Genomic DNA, 20,359 nt, shown 5'->3' with positions numbered 1-20,359 from the left:
GGCGACCGGCCACCCCCTCGGCCGGTCGCCGTCCACGCTAGGGGCCGGGCCGGGCACCCGCGCCGGCCGGTGACCCGGACGGGGCAGGTCAGCCGCGCGCGTGGGCGGCCACGTCCAGCTCGTCGGCGTAACGGCGGACGGCGGTGCGCAGCGCGTCCTCGGCGTCCCACCCGCGCTGCCGGGCGGCGACGACCAGCCCGAGCAGCTGCTCCCCGAGCTCGGCGGCGTCCGCGGCGGTCAGCTCGGCGGCCGGCGGGGTGGGCAGCCCGGCCCGCGCGGCCCGGCCGGCCAGTGCCGCCCCCCACGAGCTGGCCGGCTGCGAGCGCGACACCCCCTCGGTCGGCGAACGACGCTGCTTCTCGGTCTTCTTGATCTCGTCCCAGCCGCGCTCGACCGCGGCGACGTCCCGGGGGCCGGCGTCGGAGAAGACGTGCGGGTGCCGGCGGACGAGCTTGTCGACCAGGTCACCGGCCACGTCGTCGACGTCGAACCGCCGGCCCGGCTCCGCCTCGGCGGCGACCCGGGCGTGGAAGGCCACCTGGAGGAGCACGTCACCGAGCTCCTCGCGCATCGCGACCGGGTCGTCGTCGACGATCGCGTCGTAGGCCTCGTGCGCCTCCTCCAGCAGGTAGCCGCGGAGCGAGGCGTGCGTCTGCTCGGCGTCCCAGGGGCAGCCACCGGGCGAGCGCAGCCGGTCCATCACCCCCACGACGTCCAGCAGCCGTGCGCCGGGCGGCTCCGGCGCGCCCGCCACCCGCGGGACGCCCTCCCAGCCGGCGGCCTCCTCCGGGGTGGCCAGCAGGACGGCGCCGGGGCCGGACGCAGCCGCCGCCGCCGCCGGGTCGAGCACATCGGTGACCGCGATCCCCTCGGCCCGCAGCACCGCCGCGGTGGCGCCGGTGCCGGGCAGGGCGAGCACCTCCGGGGCGGCGGTGACGGCCCGCCAACCCGCGGGGGCGAGCAGGCCGGGCAGGCGGGGGCTGACGGTGACGAGGAGCGCGACAGGCACCCCGTCAGTCTCCGGCAACCCCGGCGGCGTCCTCGCGGGCGTCCTCCAGCAGCTGCACCACACCGCCGTCCGCGGCGACGACCTGGCCCTCCTCCAGCACGCCGAAGCGCGGGTTGACCACCAGGTCGAGGTCCTCGCGCACCTCGGTCACCAGCGCGATGCCCGCCTCCGCCGCCTCGGCCGCGGCCGCATCGGCCAGCTGCGGGCGCAGCTCCTCGAACGTCGGGACGGCGACGTCGCGGACGAAGCCGACCACCACCCCGCCGGCCTCCGGCAGCGCCAGGGTGAACCCCTGCCCGGCGGGCGTCGCCGCGATCGGCGCGGCCAGCACCTCCGGCAGGTCGGCCGGTGCGCGGGGCTCGATCTGCGGCAGCGTGTTGGGTCCGGCGTACTGGGCGGCCAGCGCCGGGTAGCCGGCCGGGTCGGCGGTCAGCTGGGCCAGCACGGCGTCGGCGGTGGCCTGGTCGGGCACGGTGACCAGGCCGAGCTCGACCTGCGCGAGCCCCGCCCGCACCTCCTCGTAGCGCTCGCGCAGCGCCGCCTCGGAGAGCTCGGCGAGCCCGGCGGCGACCGCGGCGCGCTCGCGGATCATCTGCTGGCGGACGTTCTGCACCACGTCGGCCTCGTTGACGCCCTGCTGCTGCGCCACCTGCGCGAAGACCACCTCCGGGTCGGCGCCACCCAGCAGCTCGGTGATCCGCTCGCGCACGTCGGCGTCGGACACCTCGACGTCCCAGCGCCGGGCGACCTCCTCGTGCAGCTCCCCGCCCACCTGCAGGGACAGCACCTGGCGGGTGTAGCCGACCTCGTTGCCCGCGGCGTAGGCGGCGATGGCCGGGTCGGCGAGCCGGGCGTCGACGGCCTCGTCCAGCTCGGCGACGGTCACCTGCTCCTCGCCGACGTAGGCGGCGACGTCCGGGGAGGTGCGGCACCCGGTCAGGCCACCCACCCCGGCGGCACCCACGAGCAGGACGGCGAGGAGTCTGCGGCGCGGCACGGCGCGAGCGTGCCACACCCGGTGTGACCCACGCCGCACCCTGCACTCAGGACGCGACGGCGACGGGCTGTTCGAGGACCGACGTGAGCAGCGCGTGCAGCTTCTCCAGCAGGGCGACGTCGCGCAGCGGCGTGCGCCGGTCCGGGCCGACCGGCACCTTGATCGAGACCGTGCGGACGGCGTCCTTGTAGGTGGCGCCCTCGGCGAGCCGGGACAGCTTCATCACCTGGGACTCGCGCAGCTCCACCGGGCCGACCCGGACGTTGCGCCCCTGCATGGACACCTCGGTGACCCCGAGGTGGCGCATGGCCGCGCGGAACCGGGCCACCGCCAGCAGGTTGAGCACCGGGGCCGGGGGTGCGCCGTAGCGGTCGGTCAGCTCGTCGAGCACCGCCTGCGCCTGGTCGTCGTCCTGGACGGACGCCACCTTGCGGTAGGCCTCCATCCGCAGCCGCTCGCCGGGCACGTAGTCGTGCGGCAGGTGCGCGTCGACCGGCAGGTCGACCCGGACCTCGGCCGGCTCGACGGCCGGGGACTCCCCCGTCGCCTGGGCCCGGTAGTCGCTGACCGCCTCGCCGACCAGCCGGACGTAGAGGTCGAAGCCGACCCCTGCGATGTGCCCGGACTGCTCGCCGCCGAGCAGGTTGCCCGAACCGCGGATCTCCAGGTCCTTCATCGCCACCGCCATGCCGGCCCCGAGGTCGGTGTTGTGCGCGATGGTGGTCAGCCGGTCGACCGAGGTCTCGGTGAGCGGCTTGGTCGGGTCGTAGGTGAAGTAGGCGTAGGCCCGCTCCCGGCCCCGGCCGACCCGGCCGCGGATCTGGTGCAGCTGGGAGAGGCCGAACATGTCGGCCCGGTCGACGATCAGGGTGTTGGCGTTGGGGATGTCCAGCCCCGACTCGACGATCGTGGTGGCGACCAGGACGTCGTACTCCTTCTCCCAGAAGCCGACCATGATCCGTTCGAGCTCGTGCTCCTTCATCTGGCCGTGGCCGACCGCCACCCGGGCCTCGGGCACCAGGTTCCGGATCTTCGCCGCGGCCTTGTCGATCGACTGCACCCGGTTGTGGATCACGAACACCTGGCCGTCGCGGAGCAGCTCGCGGCGGATGGCCGCGGCCATCTGCTTGTCCTCCCACGCGCCGACGTAGGTCAGCACCGGGTGCCGTTCCTCCGGCGGGGTGAGGATCGTGGACATCTCGCGGATGCCGGTGAGGCTCATCTCCAGCGTGCGTGGGATCGGGGTGGCCGACATCGACAGCACGTCGACCGCCGTCCGCACGCTCTTCAGGTACTCCTTGTGCTCGACGCCGAAGCGCTGCTCCTCGTCCACGATGACCAGCCCCAGGTCCTTGAACCGGGTGGTCGGCTGCAGCAGCCGATGGGTGCCGACCAGGACGTCGATCTCGCCGTCGGCCAGCTTGCGCAGCACCTCGTCGGACTCGGTCTTCGACTGGAACCGGGACAGCACCGCGACCGTCACCGGGAACTGCGCGAACCGCTCGGAGAAGGTCTTGAAGTGCTGGTTGGCCAGCAGCGTCGTCGGCACCAGGACGCCGACCTGCTTGCCGTCCTGCACCGCCTTGAACGCCGCCCGGACCGCGATCTCGGTCTTCCCGTAGCCGACGTCGCCGCAGATGATCCGGTCCATCGGCACCGGCTGGGACATGTCCGCCTTGACCTCGTCGATCGCGGCCAGCTGGTCGGGGGTCTCGGTGAACGGGAAGGCGTCCTCCAGCTCGCGCTGCCAGACGGTGTCGGGCCCGAAGGCGTGGCCCTTGGACGCCATCCGTGCCGAGTACAGCCGGATGAGCTCCGCGGCGATCTGCTTGACCGCCTTGCGGGCCTGGTTCTTCGTCTTCTGCCAGTCCGCACCGCCGAGCTTGGACAGCGCCGGCGCCTCACCACCGACGTAGCGGGTCAGCTGGTCGAGGGAGTCGGTGGGGACGAACAGCCGGTCCGGTGGCTGGTTCCGCTTGCCCGGCGCGTACTCGACGATCAGGTAGTCCCGCTGCCCGCCGTGCACGGTGCGGCTGACCATCTCCACGTAGCGGCCGACGCCGTGCTGCTCGTGCACCACCAGGTCACCCGGCTGCAGCTGCACCAGGTCCACGGCGTTGCGCCGGCGGGCCGGCATCTTGGTGGCGTCCTTCATCGAGGTGCCGCGCTGGCCGGTGAGGTCGCCCTCGGTGACCAGCGCGAGGCCCACGGCCGGGAAGGTGAAGCCGGCCTCCAGGTTGCCCTGGGTGATCAGCGTCGGCCCCGCGGTCGGCGCGGTCTCGATGCCGGGCACCAGGCGGGCACCCAGGTCGGCCTCGGTGAGCTGGTCGGCCGCGCGCTGGGCCGGGCCGGGGCCGGCGAAGGTCAGGGCGACCCGCCAGCCGTCGCGGCCCCAGCTGCGCAGCTGGTCGAAGGCGCGCGCCTGGTCGCCGTGGAAGCGCTCGACCCCGGTGGCGTCCAGGGTGACGTGCTGGTCGTCGTCGTCCGGGGAGAGGGTGAAGGCGCCCGTCGTCCACCAGGGCAGGCCCCGGGTCCGGGCGGCGTCCTGGACGTCGGCGAGGTCCTGGAAGGAGGAGGCGCCCAGGTCGATCGGCGCCTGGCCGGCCTCGGCCGCGGTCTGCCAGGAGGCGGCGAGGAACTCCTCGGCGGTGCGCACCAGGTCCGCGGACCGGCTGCGCACCCGCTCGGGGTCGCAGACCAGCACGTGCGTGCCCGGTGCCACCAGGTCGGTCAGCAGCTGCATCTGGTGACCACCGATGAGCGCTGGGATCAGCGACTCCATGCCCTCCACGGCGATGCCCTCGGCGAGCTTGCCGGTCACCTCGGCCAGTTCCGGGTGGTCGACCCCCAGCCGGACGGCGCGGGCCCGGACGTCGGCGGTGAGCAGCAGCTCCCGGCACGGCGCGGCCCACAGCCGGTCGGGCCGCTCGTCCAGCGACCGCTGGTCGGCGGCGGAGAAGTACCGCAGCTCGTCGACCTCGTCACCCCAGAACTCCACCCGCACCGGGTGCGGCTCGGTGGGCGGGAAGACGTCGAGCAGGCCACCGCGGACGGCGAACTCCCCGCGCTTCTCGACCAGCTCCACCCGGGTGTAGGCGGCGTCGGACAGCGCCTGGGAGACCACGTCGAGGTCGGCGCTCTGACCCGGCGCCAGCTCCACCGGCACCAGGTCGCCCAGCCCGGGGGCCAGCGGCTGCAGCACGCTGCGCACCGGGGCGACCAGCACGTCGACGGTGCCGTTCTCGCCGGGGTGGGCCAGGTCGCGCAGCACGGCCAGCCGGCGGCCGACGGTGTCGGGGCGGGGGCTGAGCCGCTCGTGCGGCAACGTCTCCCAGGCGGGGAAGACCTCCACCCGCCGGTCGGGGAGGAAGCAGCGCAGCACCGCGGCCAGCGCGTCGGCGTCCCGCTCCCCCGCGGTGACCACCAGCACCGGCACGTCGGCACCGGGTGCCGGGGCCGCCAGCGCCGCCGCCACCAGCGGCTGGACCGGCGGCGGGGCGGTGACGGTCAGGTCGGCCGTGCCGGCCTTGCCCACCACCGAGGCAACGCCGGCGTCGGACAGGACGACGTCGAGCACGCCGCGCAAGCTCACGGGGGTCACTCCAGTTCCTGGGCCGCACCACGTCCGCTGCAGAGCAGAGCGCGCCGGGTGCGCGCGGGGGCCGTCGTCCAGGTTAGCCCCGGTGGCGGCGGGGCGTGGGGTCGCTCAGGAGGTCAGGGCCCGGGCCACCCGGCCCACCGGCTCCGGGGCGTCGATGGCGGCCAGCGCCTTGCGCAGGATCGTGCTGGAGGTGTGCACCGTGTAGGGGAAGTAGTGCACTTCGACGCCGACCGCGGCGAAGTCCCGCTCGAGCTTCTGGCCCTTGGCGGTGCCCCGCCAGTCGTCGCCCTTGAACAGGACGTCGAACCGCACCTCGCGCCAGGTGTCGATCTTCTCCGGCACCACCTCGGCGTGCACGTCGTCGACGAAGCGCAGGTTGCGCACGATCTCCATCCGCTCGGCCAGCGGGATGACCGGCAGCCGGCCCTTGGCCTGCAGCAGCATCTCGTCCGACACGACGCCGACGACGAGCCGGTCGCAGTGCTCGGCCGCGTGCTTGAGGACGTTGAGGTGCCCGATGTGGAACAGGTCGTACGCGCCGGGCGCGTACCCGATGACGGGACGCTGCCCACCGCCTGTGCTGGTTCCGGACATCGCACATTCTCCTCTGACGACCGACACGTACCGTGATCACGGTCGGACGGGGATGTTGGTCCGACTGCGGTTCGGCCTCGAAGTTAGGGCGGCTTCGTGACGGACCGTGAGTCTCAGGCGGCAGGTTCACCCGTTGGTGCGGCGCGGTTGACCTGATCGGTGGCGATGCGCGGGCCGCTCGCAGGTCGACGCCCCGACCTGCGCCCGGCGTCGCCGGGTGACCCGTCCGGCGTGCTCTCCCGATCGGGTGAGATGCCCCGCTCGGGGCCGTGTCGTGCCTGGTCAGCGCCGTAGCCTCGCGAAGAGGGCAGGGACGTCGAGACGGTGCGCCGGGCACCGGGGGGCGCCCCGGCGGGTGGACAGGGGGACGGCGGCATGGAACTGCAGGACTACGGGGTGGCGCTTCGCCGGTACTGGACAACCTGGGTCGGCGTGGCCCTCGCCGGCCTGCTGGTCGCCCTCGCCGTCGTGTTGGTGACCCCGCCGACCTACCAGGCCACCGCCCAGGTGTTCGTCGCCGGCGTCGACGGCAGCACCAGCAGCTCGCAGTTCGTGAACCAGCGGGTGAGCAGCTACCCCGAGGTGGCCGCCAGTCGCACGGTCCTGGCGCCGGTCATCGAGGAGCTGGGGCTGACCGAGTCCTTCTCCAACCTCCGCGAGCGGGTGGTCGCCACGAACCCGGTGGACACCTCGCAGATCGAGATCGCCGTCACCGACCGCGACGCGAGCCGGGCCGCCGAGATCGCCGACGCCGTCGCCGAGCGGTTCGGCACCGCGGTGGAGCGGCTGGAGCAGCCTGGTTCCGGTGCCTCGCCGGTCAGCCTCTCCGTGACCACCCCGGCCACGGTGCCGACCACGCCGATCTCGCCGGTGCCCGCCCTGGTGCTGCCGCTGGGCCTGGTCGTGGGCCTGGTCCTGGGCGCCGCCGTCGCCATCGCGCGCAGCCGGATGGACACCCGGCTGCACACCGCGGACGACGTCCGGGCCGCCTGGGGCAGCGGCTCCGACCAGCTGGTCGTGCACGCCGCACCGGCCAGGCGCACCCGGAGGGCTCGGTCCGCCCGCCGGTCGACGACCCTGCTGGCACGCCAGCTGGAACCGATGGCCGAGCAGGCGCACGTCCGGGTGGTCGCGGTTTCGCCTGCCCCCGACAGCCGGTCGGCGGTCGAGTCGGTCGTCCACCAGGTCGCCGACGACCTCATGGCCTGGCAGGTGCCCGTGCACGTCGCCTCCTCCTCGACCGGCGTCGCACCCGACCGGCCCGGCGTCCAGCTGCAGGTCGGCTCGCCGCTGGCATCGCCGCGGCAGTGGCGGGAGCTCGCCCGCGCCGGCGTGGGAGCCGTGCTGGTCGTCGTACCGGGCCGGACCGACCGGGACGACCTGCAGGAGATGCGCTCGATCCTCGACGCCGCCACCGTCCCCGTGCTCGCCGTCGTGCTGGCGCGCCACCAGCACCGCCGCGCCGGTGACGCGGGTCGCCCCCAGCCCACCGTGGCGGCGCCCGAAGACGTCGTGCTGAGTGCGCCCGCCTCCCAGCGTCCTGTCCCGGCCGGCCGCGACTGAGCGGTTCGCGTCCAGCGCCGCGCCGACGAGGGCGAGCGCCACACCGGTCCTCGCCCTCACCTGTGCACTGGGACGTCGGCTGGGCCGCCTGGCCGGCGTGACGTCAGCTGGCCATCGCGGGGCGGGCAGTGCGGTTCCAGCGGGGATTCAGCGTGGCCGCCGGTCCCCGCGGTGCGCCGGGTCCTCGGTGCAGGCGCCCCACCGCCGACCGGGGCTCCCGCCTGCGACCCGACCGATCCGGCGTCGCCGTCCCCGTTCGGCGGCCCGGCACCAGCCGGCGGCACGCCGGCGTCTGCCGGGAGCCTCGCCCGTCGTCCCGACCGGCGTGGCCGGCCGCACGGGGACCTGACCGACGGGTGATGGCCGCCGTCGGCCGCGGGGTCAGCCGTGAGCGGTGCGGGCCGGCGCCGGCGGGCCGCCGTCCGGCAGCCCGGCTGCCTCGTCGCGCAACCGCTGGCGGGTCGCTCCCTCGGCCAGCAGTGAGACGGCGAGGAAGAGCAGGAAGGCCGGGCTGGCGTCGAACAGCCCGCTCTCCAGCAGGCTGCGGCCGACCAGGAAGACCCCCAGGCCGAGGAAGAGAACCCGGTGCGGGTGCGGCGCCCGCAGCGCGCCGCGGACCACCCAGCACACCCAGGCTGCGGCGACGAGGAGGCCGAGGAGGCCGGTCTGCACCAGCAACGAGGCCCAGCTGCTGTCCAGCGGCTGGGTCTTCCAGTACTGCCCCGTCACGGGGATGACCTTGACGTTGAGCCCGCCGCCGAAGACGGTCTGCCAGGTGGAGCCGGCCCAGTCGGCCGCGGCCCGCCAGGCGATGAAGCGGGAGCCCAGTGTGCTCGTGCCGTCGCCGCCGCGCGCCGCGAAACCGGCCAGGAACCCGGTGCCGACGGCCGCGACCACGGCCAGCGCAGCGAACACGAGGCCGCCGACCACCAGCCCGACCCGGGGCCGCCGGACGTGCACCGCCATGCCAGCCACGGCCACCAGCAGCATCAGCAGCGCCGTCCGGGACCCGGTCAGCCACAGCACCGCGAGGAACCAGCCACCGCCGGCGGCGATGCCCCAGCCGGCCTCGCCGAGCACCGTGCGCCAGGCCAGGAACACCAGGGGGATGCCGGCCAGCAGGGCCAGCGCGTTGGGGTCCATGGCCGGCAGCCCCCCGGCCAGCCGCCCCTCGGTCATCCCGGGCAGACCGGTGAGCGAGGCGATCACCGCGATGGCGCCGCAGGCCCGCGCGACCTGGCGCAGCACCTGTAGCGCTGGTGCCGCCCGGAGCAGGAAGAAGACGGTGCCGCCCAGGACGGCGACGCGGACGGCCATCACTCCGCCGCCGAGCAGCTGGTCGGCGGTCAGTGCCCCCCACACCGAACTGCCCAGCACGATGGCCAACAACCACATCGACAGGGTGCCGAGCCGGTACCGGCGCCCGGCCGAGGCCAGTCCGAGGGCGAGCAGCAGGCCGAACCCGGCGACCAGCGCCTTGCCGAGGACGACGGGGTCGACCGCGCCGGAGAAGTAGGCGCCCCGGCGCCAGTCGACAGCGCCGAGGACCATCAGCAGCGCGGCCAGCTGGCCGGCCCACGAGCCGGCGCGGCGGGACACGTCACCGGCCGGGCGCCGGTGCACGGCGGCGGGCGCGGTGACGGGCACGGCGGCGGTCACGCGACCACCGGGTCGGTGGCGGGCCGCGCCGGGGTGGCCCGCACCAACGGGAGCAGCACCGAGCGGCGGACGGCGAAGGCGGCGAGCATCGGGCCCACCGTCAGCGCCAACGGCGTCCAGGTGACCCCGCCGTCGACGGCGAGGACCAGCACGGCGACGACGGCCAGGGACCCGAACTCGAAGGCACGCAGCGCCAGCACCCGCCGCTGCCCGCCGTGCACCGAGGCGAGCCCGGAGTAGGGCAGGAGGACGGCGCTGGCCACCGCGTACACCGACCACCCGGCCACCGCGGCGACCGGGAGCGGGTAGTCGCCCCCGGTGATCAGCGGGCCCAGCCAGGGCAGCGCGCCGATGGCGACGAGGCCGATGGCGGCCACCGCGACGGCCAGCCCGGCAGCGGCCCGGTCGGCGGCCCGCAGGCCGGCCGCCGGTCCGGCCGGCCGCAGCGAGACGAAGTACGGGAGCAGGAAGCTGCCCAGACCGGCGACGACCACCAGCGTCGGCGCGGTGTAGACCCGGGCGGCCTCCAGCGGGCCGTAGGCCGCGGCGCCGGCCACCGCGACGACCAGCAACCGGAGCACGGTCAGCAGGGCGGGGCGGATGGCCTGTGCCGCCGCGCGCCAGACGCCGAAGGAGAACACGGTCCCCAGGGCCGGCCGTCGCCGCGGCCCCCGCGCGCGCTCGGCGGCGGGCAGCAGGACCCACGCGACGACGGCCGCGGCGGACTGCCCGGTGAGCAGGGCCACCACGAAGGAGGCGAGGGTCAGGTCGCCGCCGCGGGCGGCGACCACCAGGGTGCCCAGCGCGACCAGCAGACTGGTGGCGTCCACCGCCGGCAGCGACCAGAACCGGCCGGCCGCCATCAGCAGCCGGCGGAGGGTGTCCTCGATGACGAACGCGGCCGTCGCCGCGCCGAGCAGCAGCCCAGCCCAGGCCGGGAGGACGCCGGTGACCAGGCCGAACAGGCAGCCGACCGCGCCGGCGGTGCCGGACACGAGCAGGGCGCTCACTCGCAGACCGGCCCGGATGCCCGGCTCGTTGCGGTCGAGGACCGTCAGCGAGTCGCCGACCAGGCCGCTGCACACCGCGGTGGCCAGCACGATGGCGCCGTAGGCGAGGGAGAAGGTGGCCAGGCCGGCGGCGCCGAGCGCCCGGGCCGCGGCGACCTGCAGGACGAGCCCGGCGAGTGCGGCGCTCACCTGGCCGGCCAGCGCACCCGTGGCGGGTCGCCGCAGCAGGTGCAGCACTCCGGTCACCGGACGATCCTCCCCGCGCCGACGCCCGGTGCCGCCGCAGCGGCACCGGGCGTCACCCGATCTGGTGGAGCCGCGGGGGGCGCCGTCGGCGCCCCCCGCGACAGGGTCACCCGACCGGGGTGACGGTCAGCTGGCGGAACTGCACGTCCACCGGGGCGGTGGCGCTGCCGGACAGGTAGGCGGTCAGGCCCACCGCACCGGAGGACTGCAGCGCCGCGGTGCTGTCGGTCGCCGTCACCGTCGGCGTGGCCGGCTCGGTCGTGCCGGCCACCCAGACGGTGACCGCCAGGGCGGTCGGCTCGGTGCCCGAGGCCTGCACCCGGACCTCGAGCTCGGTGCCGGGGACGTAGGTCAGGCCCGCCAGCACCACCTCCTGGCCGATCAGCGTCTCGTCGGTGCTGCCGGAGAGCCGGACCACCGAGACACCGACCCGGCCGTCGGACAGCACCCGCACGCGCCCCTGGTACGCCTGGTTGGTGTCCACCCGGCGGGCACCGACGTAGATGCTCGCGCCACCCCCGGTCGGCAGCGACGAGAGCGAGAAGCTGGTCCGTACGTCGGCGCTGGTCTGAGACACCCCGCTGAGGTAAGCGCCGGTGTTGGTGCCCCTGGTCAGCGCGAAGGTCGCCGTCCCGTCGGCCACCGACTGGCGGGTGGCACCCGCCGAGGCGGTCCACGTGCCCCCGGCGTCGGCGGTGCCGAGCCCCCCGGTCACCGACCGGGTGAAGTCGTCAGCCGCGAGGACGGGCTCCGTGGGGGTCTCCGGCTCCGTCGGGGCCTCCGGCTCCGTCGGGGTCTGCGGAGCGGTGACGGTCACGGTCTGCCGGACGTCGCTGGTCGCGCCATCGTCGTCGGTGACGGTCAGCACCACGGTGTACGTGCCGTCGGCGGCGTACGTGTGCGTCGCCGTCGCCCCGGTGCCCGTCGACCCGTCACCGAAGTCCCAGGCGTGCGCGGTCACCGTCCCGTCGGCGTCGGTGGAACCGGAGCCGTCGACCGACGCCGTACGCGCGTCCACCGCCGAGGTGAAGGCGGCGACCGGCGCGGTGTTGGTCGGCTCGGTCGGGGTGGTCGGGGTCGGCTCGACCGGGGTGACCGGCGCCGACGCCCCCACCGGGACGGCGGTGAACGCGGTCACCGCCACCGCGACCGGGCTGGTCGCGCTGCCCGACAGGTAGCCGGACAGACCCACGCCACCGGGACCCTGCAGCGCTGCCGTGCTGTCGCTGGCGGTCACCGTCGGGGTGCTCGGCCGGGCCGTGCCGTCGGCCCACACCGTGGCCGAGAGGTCGGTCGTCCCGGTGCCGGCGGCCTGCGCAGCCACGTGCAGCACCATCCCGGCGCGGTAGGTGAGACCCGGGACGACGACCTCCTTGCTGAGCAGGACCGCGTCGGTGCTCCCCGGGAAGCGGACCAGCGACACCCCGACCGTCCCGTTGGCCAGCACCCGCACCTGGGCGGAGTAGGAGGTGGTCGGCGCCACCTGGCGGGGCCGGACGTAGAGGTACGCCCCGCCCCCGGTCGGCACCGAGGACAGCGAGAACGCGGTGTGCACGTCGGAGCTGTCCGAGCTCACCGCACCGAGGTAGGCCCCGGTGTTCGTGCCTTTGGTCATCGCGAACGTCGCCGTCCCCGCCGACACCGACTGCCGGACGGCGCCGGCCGAGGCCGTCCAGACGCCACCGGTGTCGGCCGTGCCCAGCCCGCCGGTCACCGACCGGCCGAAGGCGTCGGCCGCCAGCACCCCGGTCACGATGGTGACCTGCTGCTGGGTCGAGGTGGTCGCGCCGTCGTCGTCGGTCACCGTCAGGGTCACGGTGTACGTGCCGTCGGCGGTGTAGTCGTGCGATGCGGTGGCCCCGGTGCCGGTGCTCCCGTCACCGAAGTCCCAGTCGTGGGCCACGACGGTCCCGTCGCTGTCGGTGGAGGCAGTGCCGTCGAAGGTCCCGGTGCGCCCGCCGGTGACCGCCGTGAACGCGGCGGTCGGCGCGACGTTCGGCGGGGGTGCGTCCACCGTGACCTGAGCCATCCTGGCCGTGGTCGCACCGCGGTCGTCGGTCACCGTCAGCGTCACGGCGTAGGTGCCGGCGGCGCGGTAGGTGTGCGTCGCGGTTGGTTCGCCGGCGGTGCTGCCGTCACCGAAGTCCCAGGCGTAGCCGGTCACGGTGCCGTCCACGTCACTGGAGCCGGTGGCGTCGACGCGCAGGTCGAGGTAGCTGGCCTGCGCGGTGAACGCGGCGTTCGGCGCCTGGTTGAGCGCGCGGCCGGTCGTGGCAACGGCGACGTGGTTCGCGATCTGGGCAGCGGTCAGCGCGGTCGGGTAGACGGCGACCTCGTCGATGGAGCCGGTGAAGGTCCTCGCCCCGGACCAGACGTTGTCCGCACCGATCCGCCAGTAGCCGTTGAACGGCTGCGCCGAGACGGCGTCGGTCCGCGAGGCCACCTCCTTGCCGTCCACGTACAGCACCAGCCCCCGGGGGCTCAGCGTCGCGGCGACGTGGTGCCACGTCCCGTCGTTGTAGGACTCCGTGCTGGTGACCAGCTTGGTCCTGCCGTCGTAGACGCCGAAGTTGACCCGACCGCTGGTGTCCAGGAACGCGATCCGGTCGTAGGCGGTGGAGGTCCCGGTCATCGAGTTGCCGAAGCCGACGATCCGCCCGCCGGTCTTCGACGTCGACCGGAACCCCGCCTCGACCGTGAAGGTCTGCGGGCCGGCGACGGCGGTTCCGGTCGAGGCGAACGAGGAGCTGCTGTTGGAGAAGGTGTAGGCGGTGTCGGGGTCGCCGACCAGGGCACCGGCGGCGCCCTGGGTGACCGCGCTGCCCAGCGTCATGTCGAGGCTGCCCTCGAGGTCGTAGGCGGTCGTGCCGGAGGCCTCCCCCAGCGACCAGAGGTCGGAGGCGCCGTCGGCCCGGACGACGTCGGCGTAGGGCCGAGGTGCGCCGGACTCGGCGACTGTCGCGGTGACCAGCGCGGAGCGCGCCACGTTGCCCATCGGGTCGGTGGCTGTCACCCGGTAGGTGTGGGAGCCGGCGGACAGCCCGGTGTCACCGACCGCCATGGACGGGGTGCGCCACCACTGCGACGCCTGCGTGGTCTCGGCGAACGGCCGGGCGTCGCCGTCGCGGTACACGCGGTAGGTCAGGTTCTCGTTGTCCCGGTCGGCGGTGGCGGTCCAGGAGACCCGCACCGCGCCGGCGCCGACGGTCGTGGCGGTCGGGGTGAGCAGCGCGGCGTCCGGGCCGATCGCGTTGGGCGCGTTCGCGGGGTCCGTGAACCGGGCCAGGCCCTGCTGGGTCGTGCCGTTCACCCGCGGGAACTCACCGGCGTAGACGACGTACTGCCCGTTGCCGGTGACCGACCAGCCGGCCTGGTACTGACCGGTGTAGCTACCGGCCGCGAAGGTCGGGTACCAGGGCAGCAGGGTGGGCGCCGGCGTCCGGGCGAAGTTCGCGTTCTCGAACGTGGCGGTGCCGTTGGTGCCGGTGGCCGCGGTGCTCAGCGCCGTCGCGTACTTGAAGACCTGGGGGCTCTGCTCCGGGTAGCCGCCGATGTTCACGCACTGGTGTGCGTGGGTGGCCAGGTACAGCACCCCCTTGGAGGGGTGGTTCGAGTAGCTGTCGCCGCGGCACGTGCTGGCCCAGACGAGTGCGCCGCCGTCGGCCCGCGCCGCGAAGGCGCTCTCCATGTTGCCGGGGCCGTAGTAGTCGTAGGCGGTGCCGTAGACCGTGTCCCCCTCGGCGGAGAGGCTGTAGACGGCGGAGTTGACGCCCTGGTTGGTGATCAGCTGGTTGACGGCGAAAGGCCGCGTCGCGCCGCTCACCGCGTCGAGCGCCCCGACGCCGGTGGCCTTGACGCCGTTCAGCGAGTCGAACGCCCCGCCGGCGACCACCTGGGAGCCGCCCCCGGTGACCAGCAGGGCCATGACCTCGGTGCTGGTCTGGGCGTTCCGCGTGGGGTTGTTCGGCAGGGTGTTGCCGTCGGTGGGGCCGACCCCGGGCACCGGGGACCACGGCAGCAGCGCGCCGTCGGCTGCGGAGACCGCGGCCAGACTGGTGCGACTGGTGGTGCCGACGGCGGTGATGCTGCCGCCCAGGTAGACGGCGGAGCCGGTCGCCGCGAGGGCACGGATCTGGCCGGAGACGCTGGGCTTGAAGTCGGTGACCAGCTGGCCGGTGGCGGTGTCGTAGGCCGCCACCCGCTTGCGGGTCTGGCCGTTGGCGACGGTGAAGTCACCGGCGACGTAGACCCGGGAGCCGTCGGGGGACGCCGAGACGGCCAGCGCCTGGGCGTTCAGGTCCGGGGCGAAGGACGTGATCAGCTCACCGGTGCGGATGTCGTAGGCGAGCATGTTGTTGCGAACGGTCTCCCGCGTCCCGGCGGCGGCGCCGGCCGGGCGGGCGGAGGTGAACTTGCCCGCGACGTAGACGGTGTTGCCCACCACGACCTGGGACCAGGCCACGCCGTTGATCTGCACGGTGGGCAGGGCGTCGGCGGTGACCGTGGCCGGGGTCGCGACGTTGGTGGGGTCCGCCGGAGCGGAGTCGGCGAGCGCCGTCGGGGCCGCTGCGCCGAGCGCGCCGATCGCCAGCGTCAGCCCCACCGCGCCTGCGGTGATCCGTGCGGCGATGGTCGCCGACCTTGCCCTCATGCTCGTGTCCCGTCGTCGTCCCCCCTGGCACCCGGTCGGGGCCAGCGCAGTCGATGAACACTAAGCGTGACGAAGACGGCGCCACCAGGGTGAACGTGTCACCCGATCCGGTACGGATGTGCAGGTCAGGACGTGATCGTCCCCCGGTCGGGGTGACCGAGGGTGACCCGCCGCCTGGGTGGGGAGGTGTCGCCGGGGGACGGCCGCCGACCGCTCCCAGCACGAGGTGAGGAGCGGGTCCGGACGAACGCCGGCGCGCCCGTCAGGGCAGGGCGGGTGGAGCAGGCCCGGCTCAGCGACCGCGCTGGAGCAGCTGGTGCCGGGCCATCCGGGCGACCAGGTGAGCAGCGGTGTCCCGCGGGCTCACGTAGCAGCGCGGGAGGGTGAACCGGTCGCCCGGGTGGTAGTCGCCGATCACACAGGCGTTGTCATAGCCGGCGGCCCGGACCGCGTCGGCGGCGGCGTCGTCGAAGGCGCCGTAGGGGTAGCAGAAGCTGGCCACCTCCTCCTGCAGCACGTCCTGCAGCACCTGACGGCTGCCGGCGACCTCCTCGGCCAGCGTGCCGGTGCCGGCACCAGCCAGCCGGGCGTGGGTCATCGTGTGGCTGCCCACCTCGTAACCGGCAGCCGCGACCTCACGGACCCGGCCGGCGGTCATGACGTCGAGCTGCGGGCCCGAGTCCCAGTCGTTGGTCCCGCCCATCCGGCCGGCCACCACGTAGAGGGTGGCGCCCATGCCGTGCCGCCGCAGCAGCGGCGCGGCATGGTGGAGGAAGTCGGTGTAGCCGTCGTCGAAGGTCAGCGCGACCAGCCGACCGGCCGCGCCGCGCTCCTGCGCCCGGAGCAGCTCGGTGAGCCCGACGCCGCGCAACCCGAACCGACGCAGCAGCCGGAGGTGCCGGTCGAGCCGGTCCGGGTGCACCCGCAGGCGGTGCGGATCGGGCACGGAGGACGGGCTGATCGAGTGGTACATCAGCACCGGGCGGACCCGCATCGGCGTCCCGGTGGAGGGCACGCTCATCGGGCTCCCGCCGCAGCGGTGGTGGGACCACCGGCCGGCGGGGTCACCGGCCGCCCGGACAACTCCTCCAGCACGGCGACGAGCTCCGCGGCGTAGCGCGCTGGAGCGTGCCGGCGGCGGGCCTCGGCGGCGTCGGCGACCGCGGCGGCCGACCAGGTGGCCCAGTCGGTGGCCACGTGCTGCACGGCGTCGGCCCAGCGGTCGACGTCCCCGGGGACGACCGCCTGGGCGCTGGCACATCCGGCGACCGCCTCGCGCAGCCCGCTGCTGTCGCTGACCACGAGCGGCCGGGCGGCCATGACCGCCTCGACGGCGGTGAGGCCGAAGGACTCCTCCATCACCGACGGCACGAGTACCACGTCGCTCGCGTCGAGCGCCGACCAGACCGACGGCCGGAACCCGAGGAACTCGACCCGGTCGAGCAGCCCTGCCTCGGCCACGGCGGTCTGCAGTTCCGTCTCGAACCACTCGTAGCCCTCGAACACCGCCCCGAGCAGCTGCAACCGCGCGTCGACGCCCCGGGCCATCAGCTCCTCCAAGGTGGCCACGGCGACCTGCGGCCCCTTGCGCGGGGACAGCCGACCGACGAACAACAGCCGTACCGGACCGTCCAGCCGGGGACGCGGTGGCCGCACGTCGTCCGGCGCCGGGACCGCGTTGTAGACGACGGTGGTCCGCCCTCGCAGCCAAGGGGCGGTCTCGACGAGCACGTCCCGGGTGAACCGGCTGTTGGCGACCACCCGGTCGGACAGGGCGGGACACACCGCCATGCCCATCCGCAGCAGGCGTGGGGCGGACTGCTCGGCCTCGTGCACGTGGCAGACCGAGCGGCGCCCGGCCAGCCGGGCGAGCAGCGGCCAGGACGGCAGGGTCAGCGTGTTCACGTAGACCCCGGCGGCGCCGGCGGAACGCAGCAACCGGAGCGCCGGCAGTATGCCGAGCATCGTGTCCGCCAGCAGACGCAGGGCCCCACGCGGGCGCAGTGCGGCGTTCCGCAGCACCGGCATCCGGCACTGAACGACCCGCAGTCCGCGGGACTCCAGCTCGCCGACCAGCGGCCCGGGGCCGGGCAGCGCGACCGTGACGTCGAAGTGGGTGGCCAGCGCCACGGCCGACTCGGACAGCATCCGGTCGGCGCCGTAGAGCTCCGCGCCAGGGTGGACCACCAGGACCCGGGGTCTCGGAGGGAGCTGGGTCACGACGCGTCGCCGGTGAAGACGAGGAACGGGGCACCCGCCTGGTAGCCGACCGACAAGGTCACTTCGGCGCGGTCGCCCTCGGCGATGCTGAAGACGTACACGCCCTCGGCGGTGCCACCGGCCGGGACGCTGCCCTGGAAGGGGGCCGCCGACACGTCGTCCAGCGGTGATGCGGGCACCAGCTCCGGCCCCCACGCCAGCTCGACCGCAACGCCGCCGAGGGACACCGGCTCGGCCGTGCCGTTGGTGAGCCTGACGGTCACCCGCAACGCCGGCCCGCTGACGTTGCCCGGCCCGATCGCGGTGCCGGCGATGCCCTCCAAGGAGACGACCTCGGCGCCGATCCCGTTGCCGACCGCAGCGGTCTGGTCGAGGGCCACAGGACTGAGGCTGGGCGGCGGCTCGTCGGCCTCCTCGGTCGGGCCGGTGGGCTCGGGAGTGTCGGCAGCCGGGGCCACCGAGGCGCTCGCCGGGGCCGTGGACGTGGGCGCTGCCACGGTCGGGCTCGCGGCGGGAGACGACGCGACGGGCACGCTCGCTGACTGATCCGCGGAGCCACCGATGGCCAGCAGGACAGCGACCACCGCAGCGATCAGCACCGCGAGCGCGCCCCCGAGAGCGGCCCACCGTCGGCGCGATCGAGTGGCCGAGGGAACGCTGGGAACGCTCATCGCGGCAACCTGCCCATCTCACGGAACCACTTGACGGAGGCGAGGGCCAGGAAGGCGGTCATCGCCACGAAGAGCGCGGTGTAGACCGACAGGAACACCATCGGTGCACCGAAGAGCACGAAAACGCAGCACAGCAGCCCGTAGTCGGTGGGGAGCACGAGCAGCGACCGGACGACGCTGGGACGCTCACCGCGCTGCTGAGACCGGATCGGCACGCCGTGCTGGGCGCGGAGGGCGTCGTTGAGCATGGTGCCGAAGTACAGGACCGCATCGACGACGCAGTACCCCAGCGGCACCAGCAGCCAGCCCCGGGAGTCGAGGTCGACGAAGCGGTAGAGCCCGATCAGCACGGCCAGGTGCAGGCTCGAGGCCTTGACGGCATCGACCATGTGGTCCAGCCACTCCCCGGCCGGTGAGCCGCCTCCGCGCAGCCGGGCGAGCTGCCCGTCGGCCGCGTCGAGCGCGTAACCCAGCACGAGGCAGGCTGAGACCGCCACACCCATCGCCCAGGACGGAGCGACCAACGCGAGCAGAGTGATCCCGGTCGCGGAGAAGGCGGCGCTGATCGCGGTGACCTGGTTCGGGCTCAAGCCGACGTGGAACGCGACGGCGGCGAGGAACCGGCCCAGCTTCCGGTTGACGAAGCGGGAGTAGGCGGGCGCGCCCAGCGCGCCCTTCTGCGCACCGGCCAGCCGGGCGAGCGTCTCCTGGAAGGTCTCCGACCGTCCCGAGGGGGCCTCCGATCGCAGGACAGCGCTCATGACTGTGCCGCCCGAGCTGGTGGGGCCTCCGGACCGACCGAGTCCCCGGCGGCCGCCGGTTCGGCGCTCGCCGGTTCGGCACCGGCCACCCGCAGCGGCGGACGCACCCGGCTTGCTGTCGCAGACCGGGTCTCCTGCCCCGGCGAGGCGGGTGCAGGGCTCCTCTCCGCAGAGAGGCCCACCGGATGCCCCGCTCCGAGACGTCGCCCACTGGGCCGGGACCGCGGGAACGCGCGTGCGGCCAACGCCCGGCACAGCTCCTCGTAGCGGGACGCCACGTGGTCCCAGTCGTAACGGGCCGCGAGCAGGCGCGCACGCTTGCCCCGGCGACGGCGCTTCTCGGGCTCGTCCTCGGCCTCGTGCAGTGCGGTGATGACGTCGCCCGGCGTCCGGAAGTAGCGGCCGCTGGACTCCAGGACCTCACGGTTGAAGGAGACGTCGTAGGCGATGGTGGCCGCGCCGGCGCCGATGGCGCGCAGCAGCGAGGGGTTGGTGCCGCCCACGGAGTGCCCGTGCAGGTAGGTCGCGCAGTTCGCGTACAGCTGGTCGAGGAGCTGCTGGTCCCAGACGCCGCCGAGGAAACGGACCCGGTCGTCGGCGAGCGCGTGCACGTGGCGGGTGTAGTCGTCGGCATAGGGGGCTGACCCGACGACCACGAGCGGCAGCTCGGCGTCGCTGCGCCGGTAGCCGTCGACGATCACGTCGACGTGGTTCTCCGGCTCGAACCGGGCGACGACGAGGTGGTAGCCGCCCGGGGTCAGGTCGACGGTCGCCAGCCGGTCGGACCCGGCGCCGTCGGTCTTCGGTGCGCCGTAGGCGATGTGCTGGGTCGGGGCCGCGAACTCGTCGCGGTAGTAGTCGGCGATGCCCTGCGCGTCGGCGATCAGGGCGTCGGACCAGCGGACCGACAGCGCCTCGACGACGCGGTAGTACCGCTTGCCGATCCCGCCCCACTTGGCGCGCTTCCACTCCAGGCCGTCGACGTGGGTGGCCACCGGGACGTGGGCGGCCCGCAGGAACGGCAGCCAGGGCGCGTTGGCCGCGTTGAACACGATCGCGGCGTCGACCCGGTGGGTGAGCAGGTGCGCGACCGAGAGTCCGGTGTGGCTCAGCGTCTCCAGCGACCGGCGACGCAGGGCCGGCAGGTGCACCAGCCGCATGCCCAGATGGGTGGCCGGTTGAGACCCACCGGTGGTGGTGCGGCAGTAGACGACGACGTCGTGACCGGCCTCCACCAGGCGCCGGCCGACCTCCTCGACAGCGGTCTCAAAGCCGCCGTACCGGGCAGGCACGCCGCGCGTCCCGACCAGGGCGATCCGAAGTGCGCCTGACCTCCTGGGTGGCATGGCCTCTGGCTCCGTTCCTCCGAGTCGGTGC

13 protein-coding genes are annotated in these 20,359 nt (G+C 74.5%); 1 reads left to right on the top strand and 12 read right to left on the bottom strand.

The window, feature by feature from the left end; genetic code table 11:
- Positions 1-88: 88 nt before the first annotated feature.
- The 4 genes from O2W20_RS14000 to O2W20_RS13985 form a co-directional block, all read right to left on the bottom strand.
- Positions 89-1,009: a MazG family protein gene (locus tag O2W20_RS14000; RefSeq protein WP_269172019.1), complete on the bottom strand. Its 921-nt coding sequence runs from the start codon at positions 1,007-1,009 to the stop codon at positions 89-91.
- 4 nt (positions 1,010-1,013) lie between these two features.
- Entirely contained in the window at positions 1,014-2,006 is a 993-nt protein-coding gene (locus O2W20_RS13995; protein WP_269172020.1) for a peptidylprolyl isomerase, read from the bottom strand.
- A gap of 46 nt (positions 2,007-2,052) precedes the next feature.
- Positions 2,053-5,598, bottom strand: coding sequence for a transcription-repair coupling factor (gene mfd, locus O2W20_RS13990; protein WP_269172021.1), 3,546 nt, complete (start codon positions 5,596-5,598; stop codon positions 2,053-2,055).
- A gap of 114 nt (positions 5,599-5,712) precedes the next feature.
- Positions 5,713-6,201 (bottom strand): adenylyltransferase/cytidyltransferase family protein, encoded by a 489-nt coding sequence (locus O2W20_RS13985; protein WP_269172022.1) that lies wholly within the window; start codon positions 6,199-6,201, stop codon positions 5,713-5,715.
- A 375-nt stretch (positions 6,202-6,576) separates the two neighbouring features.
- Here O2W20_RS13985 and O2W20_RS13980 point away from each other — a divergent pair, with 375 nt between their 5' ends.
- Positions 6,577-7,764 carry a YveK family protein gene (locus O2W20_RS13980; RefSeq protein ID WP_269172023.1) on the top strand — a complete coding sequence of 396 codons (1,188 nt, stop codon included), beginning with the start codon at positions 6,577-6,579 and terminating at the stop codon, positions 7,762-7,764.
- A 381-nt stretch (positions 7,765-8,145) separates the two neighbouring features.
- Here the strand turns inward: O2W20_RS13980 and O2W20_RS13975 are convergent, their stop codons facing one another.
- From O2W20_RS13975 to O2W20_RS13940, 8 genes are all read right to left on the bottom strand, one after another.
- On the bottom strand, positions 8,146-9,423 hold the full coding sequence (locus O2W20_RS13975) for an O-antigen ligase family protein (RefSeq protein ID WP_269172024.1): 1,278 nt from the start codon (positions 9,421-9,423) through the stop codon (positions 8,146-8,148).
- A complete protein-coding gene (locus tag O2W20_RS13970; protein WP_269172025.1) occupies positions 9,420-10,679 on the bottom strand; it encodes a hypothetical protein in 1,260 nt (419 codons plus the stop codon). Before O2W20_RS13970 ends, O2W20_RS13975 begins: the two co-directional genes overlap by 4 nt.
- 106 nt (positions 10,680-10,785) lie before the next feature.
- On the bottom strand, positions 10,786-15,330 hold the full coding sequence (locus O2W20_RS13965; protein ID WP_269172026.1) for a PKD domain-containing protein: 4,545 nt from the start codon (positions 15,328-15,330) through the stop codon (positions 10,786-10,788).
- A 292-nt stretch (positions 15,331-15,622) separates the two neighbouring features.
- Complete coding sequence (locus O2W20_RS13960) at positions 15,623-16,351, bottom strand: polysaccharide deacetylase family protein (RefSeq protein ID WP_269172027.1); 729 nt, start codon at positions 16,349-16,351, stop codon at positions 15,623-15,625.
- Positions 16,348-17,517, bottom strand: coding sequence for a glycosyltransferase family 4 protein (locus O2W20_RS13955; protein WP_269172028.1), 1,170 nt, complete (start codon positions 17,515-17,517; stop codon positions 16,348-16,350). Before O2W20_RS13955 ends, O2W20_RS13960 begins: the two co-directional genes overlap by 4 nt.
- A 29-nt stretch (positions 17,518-17,546) precedes the next feature.
- The gene (locus tag O2W20_RS13950; protein WP_269172029.1) at positions 17,547-18,047 is read right to left on the bottom strand and encodes a hypothetical protein; all 501 of its coding nucleotides are present in this window, start codon (positions 18,045-18,047) and stop codon (positions 17,547-17,549) included.
- Positions 18,048-18,217: 170 nt separating this feature from the next.
- Positions 18,218-18,982 carry a CDP-alcohol phosphatidyltransferase family protein gene (locus O2W20_RS13945; protein WP_269172030.1) on the bottom strand — a complete coding sequence of 255 codons (765 nt, stop codon included), beginning with the start codon at positions 18,980-18,982 and terminating at the stop codon, positions 18,218-18,220.
- The gene (locus tag O2W20_RS13940; RefSeq protein WP_269172031.1) at positions 18,979-20,274 is read right to left on the bottom strand and encodes a glycosyltransferase; all 1,296 of its coding nucleotides are present in this window, start codon (positions 20,272-20,274) and stop codon (positions 18,979-18,981) included. Before O2W20_RS13940 ends, O2W20_RS13945 begins: the two co-directional genes overlap by 4 nt.
- Positions 20,275-20,359 lie beyond the last annotated feature (85 nt).

Origin of the sequence: Modestobacter sp. VKM Ac-2982, assembly GCF_026967935.1 — a bacterium.
Classification (GTDB): Bacteria; Actinomycetota; Actinomycetes; order Mycobacteriales; family Geodermatophilaceae; genus Modestobacter.
This window is presented reverse-complemented; position numbering and strand designations above follow the sequence as displayed.

Bases quoted from the DNA above. Each gene is read 5' to 3' on its own strand.
- O2W20_RS13965 (WP_269172026.1), bottom strand. From the start codon at position 15,330: ATGAGGGCAAGGTCGGCGACCATCGCCGCACGGATCACCGCAGGCGCG.
- O2W20_RS13960 (WP_269172027.1), bottom strand. From the start codon at position 16,351: ATGAGCGTGCCCTCCACCGGGACGCCGATGCGGGTCCGCCCGGTGCTG.
- O2W20_RS13985 (WP_269172022.1), bottom strand. From the start codon at position 6,201: ATGTCCGGAACCAGCACAGGCGGTGGGCAGCGTCCCGTCATCGGGTAC.
- O2W20_RS13980 (WP_269172023.1), top strand. From the start codon at position 6,577: ATGGAACTGCAGGACTACGGGGTGGCGCTTCGCCGGTACTGGACAACC.
- O2W20_RS13945 (WP_269172030.1), bottom strand. From the start codon at position 18,982: ATGAGCGCTGTCCTGCGATCGGAGGCCCCCTCGGGACGGTCGGAGACC.